At 64.5% G+C, this 14478-nt stretch carries 13 protein-coding genes; 4 read left to right on the top strand and 9 right to left on the bottom strand.

Features of this window, described 5'->3' with window-relative positions; all coding sequences use genetic code 11:
• The first annotated feature begins 3 nt into the window (after window positions 1-3).
• Window positions 4-972 carry an ABC transporter permease gene (locus tag ACFSQR_RS14240; RefSeq protein WP_377730562.1) on the top strand — a complete coding sequence of 323 codons (969 nt, stop codon included), beginning with the start codon at window positions 4-6 and terminating at the stop codon, window positions 970-972.
• Between the two features lie 106 nt (window positions 973-1078).
• On the opposite strand, the gene ACFSQR_RS14235 is transcribed toward ACFSQR_RS14240, so the two are convergent.
• Genes ACFSQR_RS14235 through ACFSQR_RS14225 form a run of 3 tightly spaced genes read right to left on the bottom strand, consistent with a single transcriptional unit; the run spans window position 1079 to window position 2554 of the window.
• Entirely contained in the window at window positions 1079-1420 is a 342-nt protein-coding gene (locus ACFSQR_RS14235; RefSeq protein WP_377730561.1) for a hypothetical protein, read from the bottom strand.
• A complete protein-coding gene (locus ACFSQR_RS14230; protein ID WP_377730560.1) occupies window positions 1417-1941 on the bottom strand; it encodes a hypothetical protein in 525 nt (174 codons plus the stop codon). Before ACFSQR_RS14230 ends, ACFSQR_RS14235 begins: the two co-directional genes overlap by 4 nt.
• Window positions 1942-1963: 22 nt before the next feature.
• The gene (locus tag ACFSQR_RS14225) at window positions 1964-2554 is read right to left on the bottom strand and encodes a DUF7010 family protein (RefSeq protein WP_377730559.1); all 591 of its coding nucleotides are present in this window, start codon (window positions 2552-2554) and stop codon (window positions 1964-1966) included.
• A 135-nt stretch (window positions 2555-2689) separates the two neighbouring features.
• Here ACFSQR_RS14225 and ACFSQR_RS14220 point away from each other — a divergent pair, with 135 nt between their 5' ends.
• The 3 genes from ACFSQR_RS14220 to ACFSQR_RS14210 all read left to right on the top strand — a co-directional run bounded on the left by ACFSQR_RS14220 (window position 2690) and on the right by ACFSQR_RS14210 (window position 4838).
• The gene (locus ACFSQR_RS14220; protein WP_377730558.1) at window positions 2690-3049 is read left to right on the top strand and encodes a YciI family protein; all 360 of its coding nucleotides are present in this window, start codon (window positions 2690-2692) and stop codon (window positions 3047-3049) included.
• 98 nt (window positions 3050-3147) lie between these two features.
• On the top strand, window positions 3148-3558 hold the full coding sequence (locus ACFSQR_RS14215; RefSeq protein WP_377730557.1) for a VOC family protein: 411 nt from the start codon (window positions 3148-3150) through the stop codon (window positions 3556-3558).
• A complete protein-coding gene (locus ACFSQR_RS14210) occupies window positions 3558-4838 on the top strand; it encodes an RNA polymerase sigma factor (RefSeq protein ID WP_377730556.1) in 1281 nt (426 codons plus the stop codon). The genes ACFSQR_RS14215 and ACFSQR_RS14210 overlap by 1 nt, the downstream gene beginning before the upstream one ends.
• A gap of 13 nt (window positions 4839-4851) precedes the next feature.
• Here the strand turns inward: ACFSQR_RS14210 and ACFSQR_RS14205 are convergent, their stop codons facing one another.
• From ACFSQR_RS14205 to ACFSQR_RS14180, 6 genes are all read right to left on the bottom strand, one after another.
• The gene (locus ACFSQR_RS14205; RefSeq protein ID WP_377730555.1) at window positions 4852-5640 is read right to left on the bottom strand and encodes an alpha/beta hydrolase; all 789 of its coding nucleotides are present in this window, start codon (window positions 5638-5640) and stop codon (window positions 4852-4854) included.
• A gap of 10 nt (window positions 5641-5650) precedes the next feature.
• On the bottom strand, window positions 5651-6466 hold the full coding sequence (locus ACFSQR_RS14200) for a MipA/OmpV family protein (protein WP_377730554.1): 816 nt from the start codon (window positions 6464-6466) through the stop codon (window positions 5651-5653).
• 12 nt (window positions 6467-6478) lie between these two features.
• Window positions 6479-7534 (bottom strand): S1/P1 nuclease, encoded by a 1056-nt coding sequence (locus tag ACFSQR_RS14195; protein WP_377730553.1) that lies wholly within the window; start codon window positions 7532-7534, stop codon window positions 6479-6481.
• Between the two features lie 3 nt (window positions 7535-7537).
• Complete coding sequence (locus ACFSQR_RS14190; RefSeq protein ID WP_377730551.1) at window positions 7538-8767, bottom strand: phospholipase D-like domain-containing protein; 1230 nt, start codon at window positions 8765-8767, stop codon at window positions 7538-7540.
• 11 nt (window positions 8768-8778) lie between these two features.
• Window positions 8779-10356 carry a bifunctional metallophosphatase/5'-nucleotidase gene (locus tag ACFSQR_RS14185; RefSeq protein ID WP_377730550.1) on the bottom strand — a complete coding sequence of 526 codons (1578 nt, stop codon included), beginning with the start codon at window positions 10354-10356 and terminating at the stop codon, window positions 8779-8781.
• A gap of 297 nt (window positions 10357-10653) precedes the next feature.
• Window positions 10654-14079, bottom strand: a complete 3426-nt coding sequence (locus ACFSQR_RS14180) for a carboxypeptidase regulatory-like domain-containing protein (RefSeq protein ID WP_377730548.1) — start codon at window positions 14077-14079, stop codon at window positions 10654-10656.
• Window positions 14080-14478 lie beyond the last annotated feature (399 nt).

Here is a 14478-nt window from a genome sequence, read left to right as displayed (position 1 = left end):
GCCATGTTCGAAGACTTCCAATTCTCCAGTATGGTCGTCGCGACCATCCGCAATGCTCCGGTGCTGCTGTTCGCAGCCATGGCCGGCCTGTTCGCCGAACGCTCCGGCGTGATCGACCTCGCGCTCGAAGGCAAGATGCTGGCCAGCGCATTCGCGTCCGCCGCTGTCGCCTATACGCTGCAGAACCCATGGGCGGGTATCGCCGCCGGCATTGCCGTCTCGGCCGCGCTCGCGCTGCTGCAGGGCTTTGTCAGCATCACGCAAAAGGGCAACCAGCTGGTCGGCGGCATCGCGGTCAACATCGCCATGAGCGGCCTGACTTTCGTGGTGGCGCAGTACTTCTTCCAGCAGGGCGGCCGCACGCCGGACCTGGGCGACTTCCGCCTGTTCGACATCGTCCTGCCGGGCACAGAGGCGCTGCGCGACATTCCGTTCGTCGGCTGGTTCTACGGCAGCGTGCTGGGCGGCCATTCGGTGCTGACCTACCTGGCCTTCCTGCTGATCCCGATCGTGCACTGGGTGCTGTACCACTCGCGCTTCGGCCTGCGCCTGCGCGCCTGCGGAGAGAATCCGCATGCCGCGGACGCCGCCGGCGTGTCGGTCGCGCGCACCCGCTACATGGCCATGCTGATCGCAGGCGTACTGTGCTCCTTCTCGGGCGCCTACCTGTCGATCGTGCAGAGCGGCTTCTTCCTGCGCGACATGTCGGCCGGTGCAGGCTACCTGGCGCTGGCCGCGATGGTGTTCGGTAACTGGCGTCCGTTCTACACGGCCCTGGGCTGCATCATGTTCGGCTTCTTCAGCGCGCTGCAGATCCAGATGGAAGGCGTGGACCTGCCGGTCGTGGGCCGCATCCCGGGCTCGCTGATCCAGATGATCCCTTACGTGGTCACGGTGGTGGTGCTGGCGGGCTTCATGGCCAAGTCGGTGGCGCCGAAAGCGATCGGCAAGCCGTTCGTCAAATCCCGCTGATCATTCCAGCGATAGAAAAGCGGCCCGCGGGCCGCTTTTTTTTATCGCTTACAGTGGGGTTGGCGGAATCGGCCCATTTATGGCGAAATCCGCCACGAGGGACTTTCTATTTGCGCGCCAGCTCCTTTGACAACTGCGCTCCCCAGGCTGCGCAGCCGGCCAGGACCACCAGCACCGGCACGCCCATCAGCGCAAATCCGTAGGTGACAACGACCACCGGCACCCACATCGCCAGCAAGGCCAGGAAAGAACCGCAGCCGATGCTCACGTAGTACTGGTGCCCCAGCACCATACCTTGCAGGTAACCGGCGCACACCGCGACGAGCGGAATGGCGACCAGGGCGATCTCACCGGGCACGAGGTGGCTGTATCCGAAGAAGAGGTACATCAACGCTGCGGCGGTGAAGAAGCTCAGGCCGAATCCTGCCGCGTGGCGCATGCGGCTCATCGCTTTCGGGATGACGTCTGTAGGGGAGACCGCACGTGAACCGGCATGCCGTCGAACTTGTCGCCCAACGCCGCCGCTGCCCATTGCTTGAGGGCGTCGTGGGCCTGCTGGTTGGACCCATCCGAAAACAGCGTGAGCTCCGGCCTGTCCGTCCATCCCTCCCCTGAAGTCGGAGAATAATGGATCGCGCCGATGGCGACGATGGTGGCAGGACACGCGATCACCACCGCGGCTTTCTCCATGCAGCTGTGCGCGCGGCACGCCGATGCAATCGCCATGTTCCCGTCCAGTCGCCTGATGGCGTCCGGCGGGCCGCCCAGTCCCGCGAGAACCTGCGAGGCGATGGTCGCCTTGTCCCAGTAGAGATACCCCTTGCTGCCGCCGAAGTAGCGCTTCACCTCCGCTGCGAAAGCCTTATTCCATACCAGGCTGTTGGTATCGCGATGCGCGCAGAAGTCCTGCGCCATGCTTGCGCTGCTTGCCGCCAGCGCCGCGACTGCGGCGATCCATCTCAGCTTCATTTGAAAAACCCGTTCTACGAATTCAGGTGGATTGTGCGAGCACCGCAACCTCGCCTTCGCGCGGAGTCGTCTTGAAGATGAGGACCGCGAACACACACTCGATTGCTGCGCCAGCCGCCGCCGCGGTTGCGGGCGACGCCTTCGCCTGGAACAGCAGCCATCCCGCGATGGCCAGCGCAGCGCCGCAGGCCCAGTACATCCTGCCGCCGTACATGGTCGAGAAAGTCAGGTAACGCCCGCCGATAATCGCCAGCATCGCGGGGAAGAACCACTCGATGCGCAGCAGCGAGACTCCATACGCAAGCGGCAGGCAGAGGATCATCCAGATCGTGGACGCCATCGCCAGCGCGCCGAGCGGATTGCCGGGCGTGTGATTGCCGGGCCGTCCCAGCATTTTGGTAACTACCACCGCGACCGGATGGATGAACATCCCGCCGATAAACAGCGCCCAGATCGCCTGCTGTGGCGATAGCTGATAGCAGACCAGCGCCGCCATCGCCCACGCGAGGCCCGAGGTCAGCACACCGGGCGCACCGCCGTAATAAGCATGCCGCATGTCGCGCTGGGCATCGGAAATCGTCGAAGAGGTCAAATCGAAGCGGGCAGTTGTCATCGGTGCGTCCTGACTGTTGGTAGACACACCATCATCACATGAAGGCGATGTTATGGCAACGTGGAAGGCGGTCTTGCATACTTCCGGACCGCCTGCGCTTAGAATATGCGACATCGTTACCCGGGGAGTTCGATCATGACTTACATGCTGCTGATTCATGAACCTGTCGGCCAGCGCGCCACGCGCTCCGATGCGGAGGGGCGCGCGCTCTACGACCGCATGCTGCAGTTTGGCGCCGAGTTGCACGCCGAAGGCACGCTGCTTGGTGGCGAGTCGCTGGCCGGCCTGGATTCGGCGGCGCGCGTGCGCGTCGAAGGCGGCAAGCCGCGCGTGCTGGATGGCCCGTTCGCGGAAGCCAAGGAGATGATCGGCGGCTTCTTCATGGTGAATGTGAAGTCGCGCGAGGAGGCAGTCGCCCTCGCCGCCCGCTGCCCCGCCGCCGAATGGGCGACGGTCGAGGTGCGCGCCCTGGCGCCCTGCTACGAAGCTTCCTGAAAAATTTTTTTGCCGTGCGTGTCGAATCCGGACGCGCCCGTTCGTCGTCGTTGTTGAAAGCGGCACTCTGCCGGCCATCAACCTGAGGGAATATCGCCATGCACAAGCAAATCTACGTCAACCTGCCAGTCAAGGACATCAATCGGGCCAAGGAATTCTTTTCCGCGCTCGGCTTCAGCTTCAATCCGCAGTTCAGCAACGAGCAGGGAATCTGCATGGTCATCGGGGAGAACATCTTCGCAATGCTGCTCGTGGAGAGCTTCTTCCAGACCTTCACCACCAAGCCGATCTCCGACGCATTCAAGACCACCGAAGTGCTGACCTGCCTGTCCTGCGACAGCCGCGAGGAGGTGGACGAGCTGGTCGCCAAGGCGGTCGCCGCCGGCGGCCGCGCGCCCAACCCGGTGCAGGACTATGGATTCATGTACGGCCACGGCTTCGAGGACCTCGACGGCCACGTATGGGAGCTGTCGTACATGGATCCGAACGCGACTCCACCCGCCGTCTGATGCATCCAGGGGCCGGCCGGATCATTGCCAGCGTCTGGCGGCGCGAGTCCGCCAGGATCGTCGCCGCCGTTGCGCGCATCGTGCGCGACGTCGGCCTGGCCGAAGAGCTGGCGCAGGATGCGCTGGTCTCCGCGCTGGAGCACTGGCCCGCATCGGGCATCCCCGACAACCCCGGAGCCTGGCTGATGACGGCCGCGAAGAATGGCGCATTCGACCGCATGCGCCGCGACAAGGTCCTGCAGGAGAAGCTGCAGGAGATCGGACTGGACCTCGAAGCGCAGGAGGCGCTGGTCGTTCCCGATTTCGTGGACGGCCTGGATGCGGCGCGCAACGACGTCATCGGCGACGACGTGCTGCGCCTGATCTTCACTGCCTGCCATCCCGTCCTGTCTACCGAAGCGCGCATCGCGCTGACACTGAAGACAGTCGCCGGCCTGACCACGCAGGAGATCGCGCGCGCATGCCTGGTGCCGGAGGCGACGCTGGCCCAGCGCCTGGTGCGCGCCAAGCGCACGCTGCGCGATGCGCAGGTGCCCTTCGAGCTGCCCCCGCCGGACGCGCTCGCGGAACGCCTGGACACGGTGCTCCAGGTGGTCTACCTCATCTTTAACGAAGGCTACACCGCCACCTCGGGCGACGACTGGATGCGCCCTGCCCTGTGCGACGAGGCCTTGCGGCTGGGCCGCCTGCTGGCCCGGCTCGCACCAGGCGAACCCGAAGTGCATGGGCTGGTCGCGCTGATGGAATTGCAGGCCTCGCGCGCGAAAGCCCGCGCCGACGCGAACGGCCGGCCGGTCCTGCTGCGCGACCAGGACCGCACGCAGTGGGACGCGGACCTGATCGGCCTCGGGCTCGCCTCGCTCGCGCGTGCGGCGCTTGCCGGCGGCGGGCGCGGACCGTACCAGCTGCAGGCGGAGATCGCCGCATGCCACGCGCGCGCCGCCACCTTTGCCGATACCGACTGGCGCGCGATCGTTGCGGTCTACGAGGAGCTGTCGCGCGCCGCGCCCTCCCCGGTCGTGGAACTGAACCGCGCAGTGGCCGTGGGGATGGCCTATGGTCCTCAGCAGGCGCTGGACGTCGTCGATGCGCTCGGGAGCGAACGCACGCTGCAGGACTACCAATGGCTGCCCGCCGTGCGAGGCGACCTGCTGGAACAACTCGGCCGCCGGCCCGAAGCCTGCGCCGAGTTCGAACGCGCCGCGGCATTGGCGGGCAATACGCGCGAACGCGAACTGATGCTGGAGCGGGCAGCGAGGAACCGCACAGCGCTATCGTGACATCCAGGTCCTGCTAGTCACCTTTCCTTGCCAGCGCAGCCGGCCCGCCCCTGAGCGCCTCGATATAGCGGGGATTCAGCGAGATCGTGTTGTGGGCAGCACCCTCGATCACAACCATCTCGGCCACCCCGGCAGGAAAGCGCTTGAACAGCGTTTCGGTCTGCCCCGTGGGAATGATCTCGTCGTGCTCCGCCGCGACCAGCGTGGTCGGCGCCGATATGCCTGGCGCATGCGCGCCGGAGTCATAGCGGTCGCGCATCAGCCAGCGCACGGGGAGCCACCTGTAATGGCCAGCGGCCACGTCGCGCAAGCTGTCGAATGGCGTGACCAGCACGAGACGCCCGACCGGGCGCGCGCTCGCCAGCTGGACCGCTACGCCGCTACCCAGGCTGCGTCCCGCCACGTCGATACGGGCATGCCGCGCGCGCACCGAGTCGAACAGCGCAAGTGCGTCCGCCACCAGCGCACGTTCGGTCGGCGTGCCGCTGCTGCGGCCGTAGCCGCGGTACTGCATCAGGTAGATGGCATGGTCCGGGAACGCGGCCGACAACTCTCCGACGCTACCATTCACGTCCTCCGCATTGCCGCCAAAGTACAGCAGCGCATTCGGCCGGTCCTGGCGCAGCGCAGTCACCGCGAGCCTGGCCCCATCCACCTGCAACGCAAGCACCGCCGTCCCGGCAGGGGCTGGCGCCGGCGGCGTGGGGAAATACATCAGCGAGCGCTGCTGGAAGAACATCAGCGCGCAAAACCCGGCGTAGACGATGACGGCCGTCACGAGCATCCCGAGAGCGGCTCTCATGCCGGTGCGCTCAGTCGGCAGCTGGACGGGACGAGCGCTTCATGATCCACGCGACAGCGAAGCCGCCGGCGATGCCCGTGGACTTGAGGTGCAAGGGGCTGTCGCGGTTGGCCGCGCGCGAATAACTCTCCGCGCGCACATAGCCGTACAGGCGCACGTCGCGCGTGAGCTTGTAGTTGGCGCTCGCGCCCAGGCGCAGCAGCACCAGGCCGCTGTCCGCCGCGTAGGCGGGACGGGCCGGCGTCGCGTACTGCGGCGCGACCTCGTAGAAGTAGCGGTTGATCGAACGGTCGCCAAACACGGCGCTGAAGCTGGTGCCGACGGAGAGCCGCCTTGCGGGGTCCTCGGTGCCCCAGGTCAGGCGGGGTTCCGCTGTCCAGCCGCGGTGGTGCAGGCCGCCGCGCGCCTCGACCACGGCGCGCACGGGCAATTCGAAGCGTACCTTGGTGGTATCCGGGTTGCCGACCTTGACCTTCAGGCGCGGGCCGAACTCGCCCAGCGCGCCCAGGTTGGGCATGCCCTCGCGTGCATCGACCGCTCCGGAACGCGTCGGCAGCGACGCGGCAAAGCCCATGTCCAGCTCCATGCGTTCGGTGCGCAGCACGCGCGCCAGCAGGCCGGATTCGTCGGAACGGAACACCTTGCCGCGATAGACAAGGTAAGGGAAGACAATGCCGCGCGTGGAGCGGTCGGCGGATGCGGGATAGGCGGGCATGGAGACTGTCCCGCCGATGACGCCCACCTCCCACAGCGGCAGCGCGGGGGCGGCAGCGACAGGCGCGCCGACGACTGCGCAGATCAGGATGCAGGTCGTCGGATAGCGCATGTCGGTCTCCTTTTATGGCCAGATGGCGGTCAGTACGGCGGCCAGGTTGTAGCCGCCCTTGATCAGCTGCGTGCGTGCCAGCGCGGAGCTCGGCACCGGATAATCCTGCGGCACTTCCAGCGACCAGGTGTAATAGGTCTCGCCTTTCTTGCTGACTTGCTGCTGGAACGGCCCCGGAACCACGTTAGCGTACGCCAGCTTCGACTGGGCGAGCGCATCGTTGGCCCACTGGTAAGGCCAGGTCGTCGGTTCGCCCGAATTTGCCGCCACGACCGGCTTGCTGTCGATGACGTACTGCGCGAACTGGTCAGGCGTCCTGGTGCTGCTGCGGCGCATCGCGTAGTCGACGACCGTGGTATCCCAGTACGAGTGGAACGGCTTGGTCAGCGCCTTCGGCACGCCTTCCTTTACCGGACGTGGCTGGCCCGGAATGTGGGCAGCGTCCATGGCCGCGACCTTGCCTTCGTCGAGCAGGAAATTATTACCGCCGCGCGAATCGAAGATATTGACCGTGTCGATGTCGTGGTGCGTTTTCGGGATCGTGAACTTGCCGTCCTTGCCGACGTAGGCTGCGCCCACGTGCAGCGGCTGGTGGATGTCGCCGGTCATGTGAACCAGCAGCATCAGCGCCTGGCGCTTGGTGAACTTGTGCGGATTCAGCGACGGGTCCTTGTCGGCCTTTCCTTGCAGCACGGCGATCGCCTGCTTCAGGGTCTGGACGATATCGTCCTCGAACGCGCCTGGCGCGCCATCTTCGTAGTGGCTGTGCTGGTATGGCACGTCGGTGTAGTGGTAGGTGCCGTGCTTCGGATTGGCTTCCACGTAGCCGACCATTTCCGGGGTCTGCGGGCCGCAGTAGTTGCCCTTCACGCAGTCGGCCCAGTTGGCGATCGATTCGAGCGACTCGCCCGGGAACAGGATCGCGGCCAGCTGCTTCTGTGCGTTGGTGCCCTTGAGCAGCTTGTCGGCGATCGCGCCCACCGCGCGGTGGCCGTCGTTGCCCCACGCGTGCGCGTTGGTGGCGGCAAATACGCTGGCCAGCGCCAGCACACATGCGAGTTTCTTCATTGCTTATTCCTTGGACTTGGGTGATTCGCCGCTCTTGTTCGGCTTCGGATAATCTTTGCTGACATCGATCGGTGCGGCGTACTGGGAGTTCCACACCTGGTCCTGCGTCTGCAGCACGCGCTGCGCCATCTTCTCGTTACGCAGCACCACTTCGAGGTTGCGCGACTTGTCGAAGTAGCCGCCAGCGAAATTGCTGGTGCCGATCCAGGCGGTCTTGCCGTCGATGACCATGGTCTTGCTGTGAATGACGCGCGCGAACGGGATGAAGCCGCCCGACGCCTGGGGCAGCGTGACGATCTTCACCTCCACGTTAGGCACCAGCGCCAGGCTCTTGAGGTAGGCGATCGCGGGCTTCTCGGTATTCCAGTTGGAGACCAGGAGCCGGACCTTGACGCCGCGCGTTGCGGCTGCGCGCAGCGCGTTGTCGATCAGGCCGTAATACGGACGGGTGCCGTTGGGGCCGTAGCTGAGCGGCGCGTAGTCGAGCACCTGGATGCGGATCTCGTTCTTCGCTTCGGCCAGCAGCGCAGGCAGCGCCGCTTCGGAATCGGGCACGCCGGCCGGGTTCATCCCGTGCGGGCTGGCCAGCAACTGCTGGTCGCCGACAACGGTCGGGGCAACGCTGGCGGGCGCCAGGGGCGCGAGCTTGACGCCGGCGGCGAGCTGGCCCTGCGCGTTCCAGTCCTTCTCGAAGATCGCCTGCACCTGCGCCACCATGGCCGGATCGGTGATGCGCAGGCCGGTCTCGTGGATGTGGGTGAAGGCGCGCCAGTCGAAGTTCTGGCTGCCGACAAAAGCGGTCTTGCGGTCCACGACCAGGTACTTGGCGTGGATGATGCCGTTGCCGGTCAGCTGCGAATAGTCGAGGACGCGCATCTCGAGGTTGGGGATCTTGCGCAGCCGCTCCAGCGTTTCCGGCTCCGACATGCCGACGCCCTTCTTGTCGATCAGGAAGCGGATCTTCACGCCGCGCGCGCCGGCGGCGGCGAGGCTTTGCATGACTTTCTCGAACGGCGTGCCGGCACGGCTGACGGCATAGAACTGGCCGATGACGATCTCGTCGCGCGCGGCGTCGAACATCGCGGACCACACGGTGACCGGATCGCGCAGGTCGCGGCTTTCGAGCGCGGTTTCGACGGGCGCGGTCTGCACCAGCTCATAGCCGGGTATCGTGAACTGTGCGTGCGCGCTTCCGGCGAGGAAGGCGAGCAGGCCAAGCAGGCGGCGGCGCATCGGCAGGCTCCTCATTTCACCCGGACGATACGCGGCGCCGGCGCGGCAAAGGCTGCCGGCTGGGCCAGCCCGCCCTTGGCCAGGTAGTCGATGAATGCATCGATATCGACGATCTGCGTGGCGTGCTTGGGCACCTTGATAAAGATCGGGAAGCCGTCGCCGCCTTCGGCCAGGAAGTTGTTCGCCGCCACGCGGTACACCTTGTCCGGATCGACCGGCTGGCCATTGACCAGCACGCTGCCAGGCACGACGCGCGACCCGCGCGGGCGCTCGCTGTCCCACTGGTAGGTAACGTTCCTGGACACCTGCAGCATCGAGTGGCGCGCGTCCACGTTCTCGCGCATCCACTGCATCTCGAGCATCTCGACCAGCTGGCGGCCGGTCAGCTCCATCACCAACAGCGTGTTCGCGAACGGCAGCACCGCCTGCGCCTGGCCGTAGGTGACGACGCCGTCGGCGCCCGATTCCAGGTCCTTGCGTACACCGGCCGTGTTGATCAGGCCGATGTCAGCGCCGTGGTCTTTGGTTGCCGCCAGCACCGCGTCCGCCACGATGCCGCCCAGCGGCGACTCGCCGGCCGGGTTCAGGCGGCGCTCCACGCTGCGCACGGCGCTCCGGCCGACCGGTTTCGCCAGTGCTGCCTGGCTGCGCTGGCGGACCGTGTCCAGGTAGTCGGCCACTGCCTGCACCTGCGGAAAATCGCCCGGCTTGACCACCACGTTATTCGTCTGCACGCCCTGCAGCGCGCGGGTGGCCGGATCGATCGTCAGCTTGATCCGGGTAAGCATGTGCCCCGCATATTCCGCTTGCGTGATCGTGCGGCCTTCCACCTTGCACTGGAAGCCCGTATGCGTGTGGCCGCTGACGACCAGGCGCACGGCCGGATCCAGCTTCTTCGAAATGTCGACGATCGGACCGGTCAGGGTTGTGCAGTCCTGCTTGTGATACGGCTCCTTCGTGCTGCCGCCTTCGTGGATCAGGACCACGAACACGGTCGCGCCGGCGGCGCGCAGCTCGGGCATGACACGGTTGATGGCAGTTGCCTCGTCCTCGAACGCGAGTCCAGCGATGCCGGACGCCAGCACCAGCTCGGGCGTGCCTTGCAGGACCGCGCCGATGAAGCCGATCTTCACGCCGCGCACTTCCTCGATGCGCCAGGCCGGCAGGAACGGTTTGCCGGTCGCCTTGTCGATCACGTTCGCGGCCAGGTACTGGAACTTTGCGCCGCTGAAGTCCGGCGCCAGCTTGCAGGCCTTGTCGGCGCGCGGGGTCTCGCAGCCGCCCTTCTGCTTGCGCATCAGTTCGATGCGCCCGCTGTCGAACTCGTGGTTGCCGACCGAGCTGAAATTCATGCCGAGCAGGTTCAGCGCATTGATGGTCGGCTCATCGTTCCACATCGACGACATGGCCGGCGTGCCGCCTACCAGATCGCCTGCCCCGACCAGCACCAGCTCAGGATCCTGTGCGCGCCACGCGGTCACCGCCGCGGCCAGCGCGCCAATACCGCCCGCCTGGACCGCGACCGGTTTGCCGTCGGGGCCGGGATGGGTAAATTTACTGGCTTCCAGATTCCCGTGGAAATCGTTCATGGCAACCAGGTTGATCTCGATCGGCGCTGGCGGCGCGCTCGCACAGCCAGCCAGCACCAGACCCAATAATGGGGACAGACCCCATTTCCGCAGTGTGGAAATGGGGTCTGTCCCCATTTTGGAAATGGGGTCTGTCCCCATTTTGCTGGTGCGCGTGAGATGGATTTTCATAGCTCGCAAGGATAACCGATGTGTGCGCGCTGGCGTGGGGGCCGCTGGCGGAAATTTTGTATCCAGACGAAAAAAGGGCCGGTATTTCTACCGGCCCCTTGTTTCTATATCAACGCCAGGCGTCGATTAGAACTCGTAGCGTGCGGTGACTTGGACGGCCCACTGCGATTCGCCCTTGCTCTGCTTGGTGATGAAGTCTTCCACCTGCTCGCGGACCTGGTAGACGTACTTGCCATCTTGCATACCAGCGTAGTCGACGAAGCTGCGCGAGTTACCGCCAGCGCTTGCGAAGCCGATTTCGTTGATACGGCCCCAACGCTTGTTCAGCATGTTACCGACGTTCATGAAGTCAAACGCCAGCGTGCCCTTGTGGCCCGTGAAGAAGCCAGGGATCTCTTGCGAGATGCGCATGTCGATGCTGTTGGTCCAAGGAGCGAACGAGCTGTTGCGGCTGATGACGCCACCGGCAGCATTGCGCAGTTCCTTGCTGGAGTTCACGACATCCCAGAACTTCTGCTCGTTGGTCTTGCTCGTCGCGGTATCGCCACGGAAGATCACCTGGCCCGAACCGAAAGCGGCCGGGATGTACATCAGGTCGTTCGAGTTGGTGCCGTCACCGTTCATGTCGTTGTTGAAGGTCCAGCTGTACGGCTTGCCGGTACGGCCTTCATAGAACACGCCAACGGTGGTCTTGTAGTCGCCGAAGAACGCCTTCTCCCAGCTCATGCTCGCGTTGACGCGGTCCTTGACCAGGTACGAGGAGTTCGCCGCCACGTTTTCGTTCGGGTCGAAGCTGGCGCGTGCGCCCCAGTTCGAGTTCGAGGTCGACGAGCTCAGGTTCGAGACTTCGGTGGCATCGGTGTAGGTGTACGCCAGGTTCCAGCGCAGGCCCTTGATCGCACGGCCGCTGGCCAGCGCGAAGGTCAGCAGGTTGCCCTTGCCCTTTTCGGTTTCGGTCGCAGCGATCACGTTGGTGAAGCTTGCGTTCGACAGTGCACGTGCACGGAAGCCGGTGCAGGCGCCGGTGCTGGTGAAGCCGCCAGTGCCGTTGGCGCAGGTAGCGGTGTAGCCAGGCTCGGTCCAGAACATCGGACGGCCGTCAGGACCGGTGCGGGTCGGTGCGCCCAGGTTCAGGTGCTGGAAGTACACGCCCTTGTTCACGTCGGTGCGCATGTATTCCACGCTGAAGACCATGCCGTACCATGGCAGTTCGGTTTCGAACGCCAGGTTGGCTTTCCATACCGATGGCTGGCTCACGCCTGGCATCAGGATGTCGACAGCCGATGCTGGCGGGTTGCCGGCGATCGGACGCTGGCCAGCAGGATCCGCGCTGAAGATGCCGTCGGTCGCGCCGCAGGACGCGAAGTTGCCGGTACCGCAGCCGACCTGGTAGGTTGCCATGCCCGAGTTGGCGAATGGGTTACCCAGCCAGACGTTCAGTGCAGCACCGCCGAACAGGCCGACGCCACCGCGGATCTGGGTCGGCGCCTTGGCGTCGACACGGTAGTTGAAGCCGAAGCGCGGCTGGAACAGCTTGTCGCCGTCGATGGTGTTGGTGTTATCCAGGCCAAAACCGCCGGTCTCGCGCACCAGTGCCGAGGTGGTGGTGCTGTACACGCCTGCCACCTTTGCCGATGCAACCTTGTCGTTGCGCAGCGGACGGTCGCTGGTCGAGTAGGTGTCGTAACGGGCGCCGAACGTGATGTTCAGTGCCTTGTTGACGGCCCAGGTGTCCTGCACGAAGAAGCCGTTGTTCTTCAGGGTCCAGATGGCAGCGCCGTCACGCAGGGTGCGGCCGGTCTGCGGCAGCTGGGCGATGTAGTCCAGAGGACGGCCGCGGCTGAAGTTTTCCAGCACGGCAGCTTCGATTACCTCTGCCGACGAGGTCGAGCAGTTCACCGCGCCCAGGGCGTAGGTGTAGGTCGGGCTCGAGTTCACGCAGCCGAAGGTGTAGGTGCCGTTCACGTCCTGCAGGAACGCGTTGAAGATCTCGTTGCGGCTGTGGTCCATGCCGAACTTGATCTCGTGGTCGCCGGTGAACCAGGTCGCGCCAGCGTAGGCGTCGTACGTGGTGGTGTCCAGCTCGTTGAACTGGCGGCTACGCTCGGTACCGAAGTTGATGAAGCGGTTGCCGGTGCGGACCGAGGTCGGGGTGCCGGCTGGCAGCGGGCCCGAGAAACGCAGTGCCATCGAAGGCAGGTTGGCGTTGTTGTCGTTGCGCTTGCCCGATTCACGCTTGGACAGCTTGAATTCGGTCGAGAAGTCGTCGCTCCAGTCGCTGAACACTTGCGCGACGGTCGATTCGATGTTCTTCTGTTCGGTCCACAGGTAGGAGCTCAGGGCGATGCCGGAAGCCGAGAAACCGGAGAACTGTGGCTCCAGCTGGTCGGTCTTCTGCCAGCGCAGGCTTGCGCGGTGCGAGTCGTTGATGTTCCAGTCCAGCTTCAGCAGGCGGTCTTCGACGGTCTGCTCCAGGCCATCAGGCGGGTTGGCGTTGCCGACGTCGATGCCGTAGCGCGACTGTGCCAGGCTTTGCAGGCTGGAGATCGCGCTCGGGGTGATGCCGGCGTTGGTGCGGCTGCTGCCCAGCGGGCCGAACTCAGGGGAAGCACGCGAGCTGGACATGTCTTCAGCGCTGGCGAAGAAGAACAGCTTGTCCTTGATGATCGGGCCGCCCAGGGTAAAGCCGGTGGTCTTTTCTTCGAACGGCGCTGGATCGCTGTAGCTGTCGTTGGTGGCGTTGTAGCGCTTGCCGGCCAGGTTGTCGTCGCGGTACACGTGGTACACGCTGCCGTGCCATTCGTTGGTACCCGACTTGGTCACCGCGTTGATGTTTGCGCCGGTGTAGCCCTTCTGGGTCACGTCGTAGTTGGAGATGTTGACCTGCACCGACTGGATCGAGTCGATCGAGATCGGCTGCTTGTTGGTCGGCAGGCCGTTTGCTTCCAGGCCGAAGGTGTCGCTGATCGACACGCCGTCGATGGTGATCGAGTTGAAGCGCGAGTTCTGGCCGCCGGCCGAGATTTCGCCACGGTCCTTGTCGGTCTGCGACAGGCGTGGATCCTGGCGCGCGTAGTCGGCGAGGTTACGGTTGATCGATGCTTGCGCAGCCAGTTCGGCGCGGCCGATGTTGGTGCCGGAGCCCATGTTCGAACGGTTGAACTTGCTCGAGATGCCCTGGCCGGCAACGGTCACGGTAGCGATCGGGGTGCCCAGGCTGCCGTCCACGGTAGCCGTTTCCGCCAGTTGCAGGTAGACGTTGTCGAACTTCTCGACGACGCCGTCCTTGGTCATCGTCACGGTGTACGGACCGCCCACGCGCAGGCCACGGGCCACATAGCGGCCTTCGGCGTCGGTGGTCGCGTTGCTCACGGAACCGGATTCAGTGTGAACAATGGTCACCTGGACACCTGCGGCAGGCCTGCCGTCGGCGCTGGAGACGCGGCCACCGATGGCAGAGGTGGTGTTCTGTGCGAACGACGGCGTTGCGGAGAGCGCGATGGACAACGCTAACGCCAGCTTGGTCAGCTGAATCCGTTTTTGACTGATCATTGTATAACCCCAAAAAAGACTTGTTATGGTGGGCGCCATGGGGGCACCCGCTTTACTGTGTTGCAACTGTGGCCACGTAGAACGGTGAGATTCTAGTTTTGCAATGTGTCAGGGCCATGACACGCGGGAATACCTGATTGTCAACTATGCATGAGTGAGGCATAGGAGACAAATACGATTTCCCTTTGGAATTTAGTCGGCGGAAAAATAAATACGCGGATATATAGCGTTTTTATAGTAAGAACTGCCAGCCGAGATTATAAATGAGCACCAAGTTGCTGAAATCCTTTCATGCCCAAAATCATGAATGATGGGAAAGAAGGCAAAATTGTGTCGCGCCACGGCCACAGGTGGGCTGGCAATTATTTCCCGTGGGGAAACACGGCGGCATTGCGCCGC

The organism is Pseudoduganella sp. GCM10020061, assembly GCF_042683405.1.
Taxonomy (GTDB): Bacteria; Pseudomonadota; Gammaproteobacteria; order Burkholderiales; family Burkholderiaceae_D; genus Telluria.
This window is presented reverse-complemented; position numbering and strand designations above follow the sequence as displayed.

Bases quoted from the DNA above. Each gene is read 5' to 3' on its own strand.
- ACFSQR_RS14240 (WP_377730562.1), top strand. From the start codon at position 4: ATGTTCGAAGACTTCCAATTCTCCAGTATGGTCGTCGCGACCATCCGC.
- ACFSQR_RS14235 (WP_377730561.1), bottom strand. From the start codon at position 1,420: ATGAGCCGCATGCGCCACGCGGCAGGATTCGGCCTGAGCTTCTTCACC.
- ACFSQR_RS14230 (WP_377730560.1), bottom strand. From the start codon at position 1,941: ATGAAGCTGAGATGGATCGCCGCAGTCGCGGCGCTGGCGGCAAGCAGC.
- ACFSQR_RS14225 (WP_377730559.1), bottom strand. From the start codon at position 2,554: ATGACAACTGCCCGCTTCGATTTGACCTCTTCGACGATTTCCGATGCC.
- ACFSQR_RS14220 (WP_377730558.1), top strand. From the start codon at position 2,690: ATGACTTACATGCTGCTGATTCATGAACCTGTCGGCCAGCGCGCCACG.
- ACFSQR_RS14215 (WP_377730557.1), top strand. From the start codon at position 3,148: ATGCACAAGCAAATCTACGTCAACCTGCCAGTCAAGGACATCAATCGG.
- ACFSQR_RS14210 (WP_377730556.1), top strand. From the start codon at position 3,558: ATGCATCCAGGGGCCGGCCGGATCATTGCCAGCGTCTGGCGGCGCGAG.
- ACFSQR_RS14205 (WP_377730555.1), bottom strand. From the start codon at position 5,640: ATGAGAGCCGCTCTCGGGATGCTCGTGACGGCCGTCATCGTCTACGCC.
- ACFSQR_RS14200 (WP_377730554.1), bottom strand. From the start codon at position 6,466: ATGCGCTATCCGACGACCTGCATCCTGATCTGCGCAGTCGTCGGCGCG.
- ACFSQR_RS14195 (WP_377730553.1), bottom strand. From the start codon at position 7,534: ATGAAGAAACTCGCATGTGTGCTGGCGCTGGCCAGCGTATTTGCCGCC.
- ACFSQR_RS14190 (WP_377730551.1), bottom strand. From the start codon at position 8,767: ATGCGCCGCCGCCTGCTTGGCCTGCTCGCCTTCCTCGCCGGAAGCGCG.
- ACFSQR_RS14185 (WP_377730550.1), bottom strand. From the start codon at position 10,356: ATGAACGATTTCCACGGGAATCTGGAAGCCAGTAAATTTACCCATCCC.
- ACFSQR_RS14180 (WP_377730548.1), bottom strand. From the start codon at position 14,079: ATGATCAGTCAAAAACGGATTCAGCTGACCAAGCTGGCGTTAGCGTTG.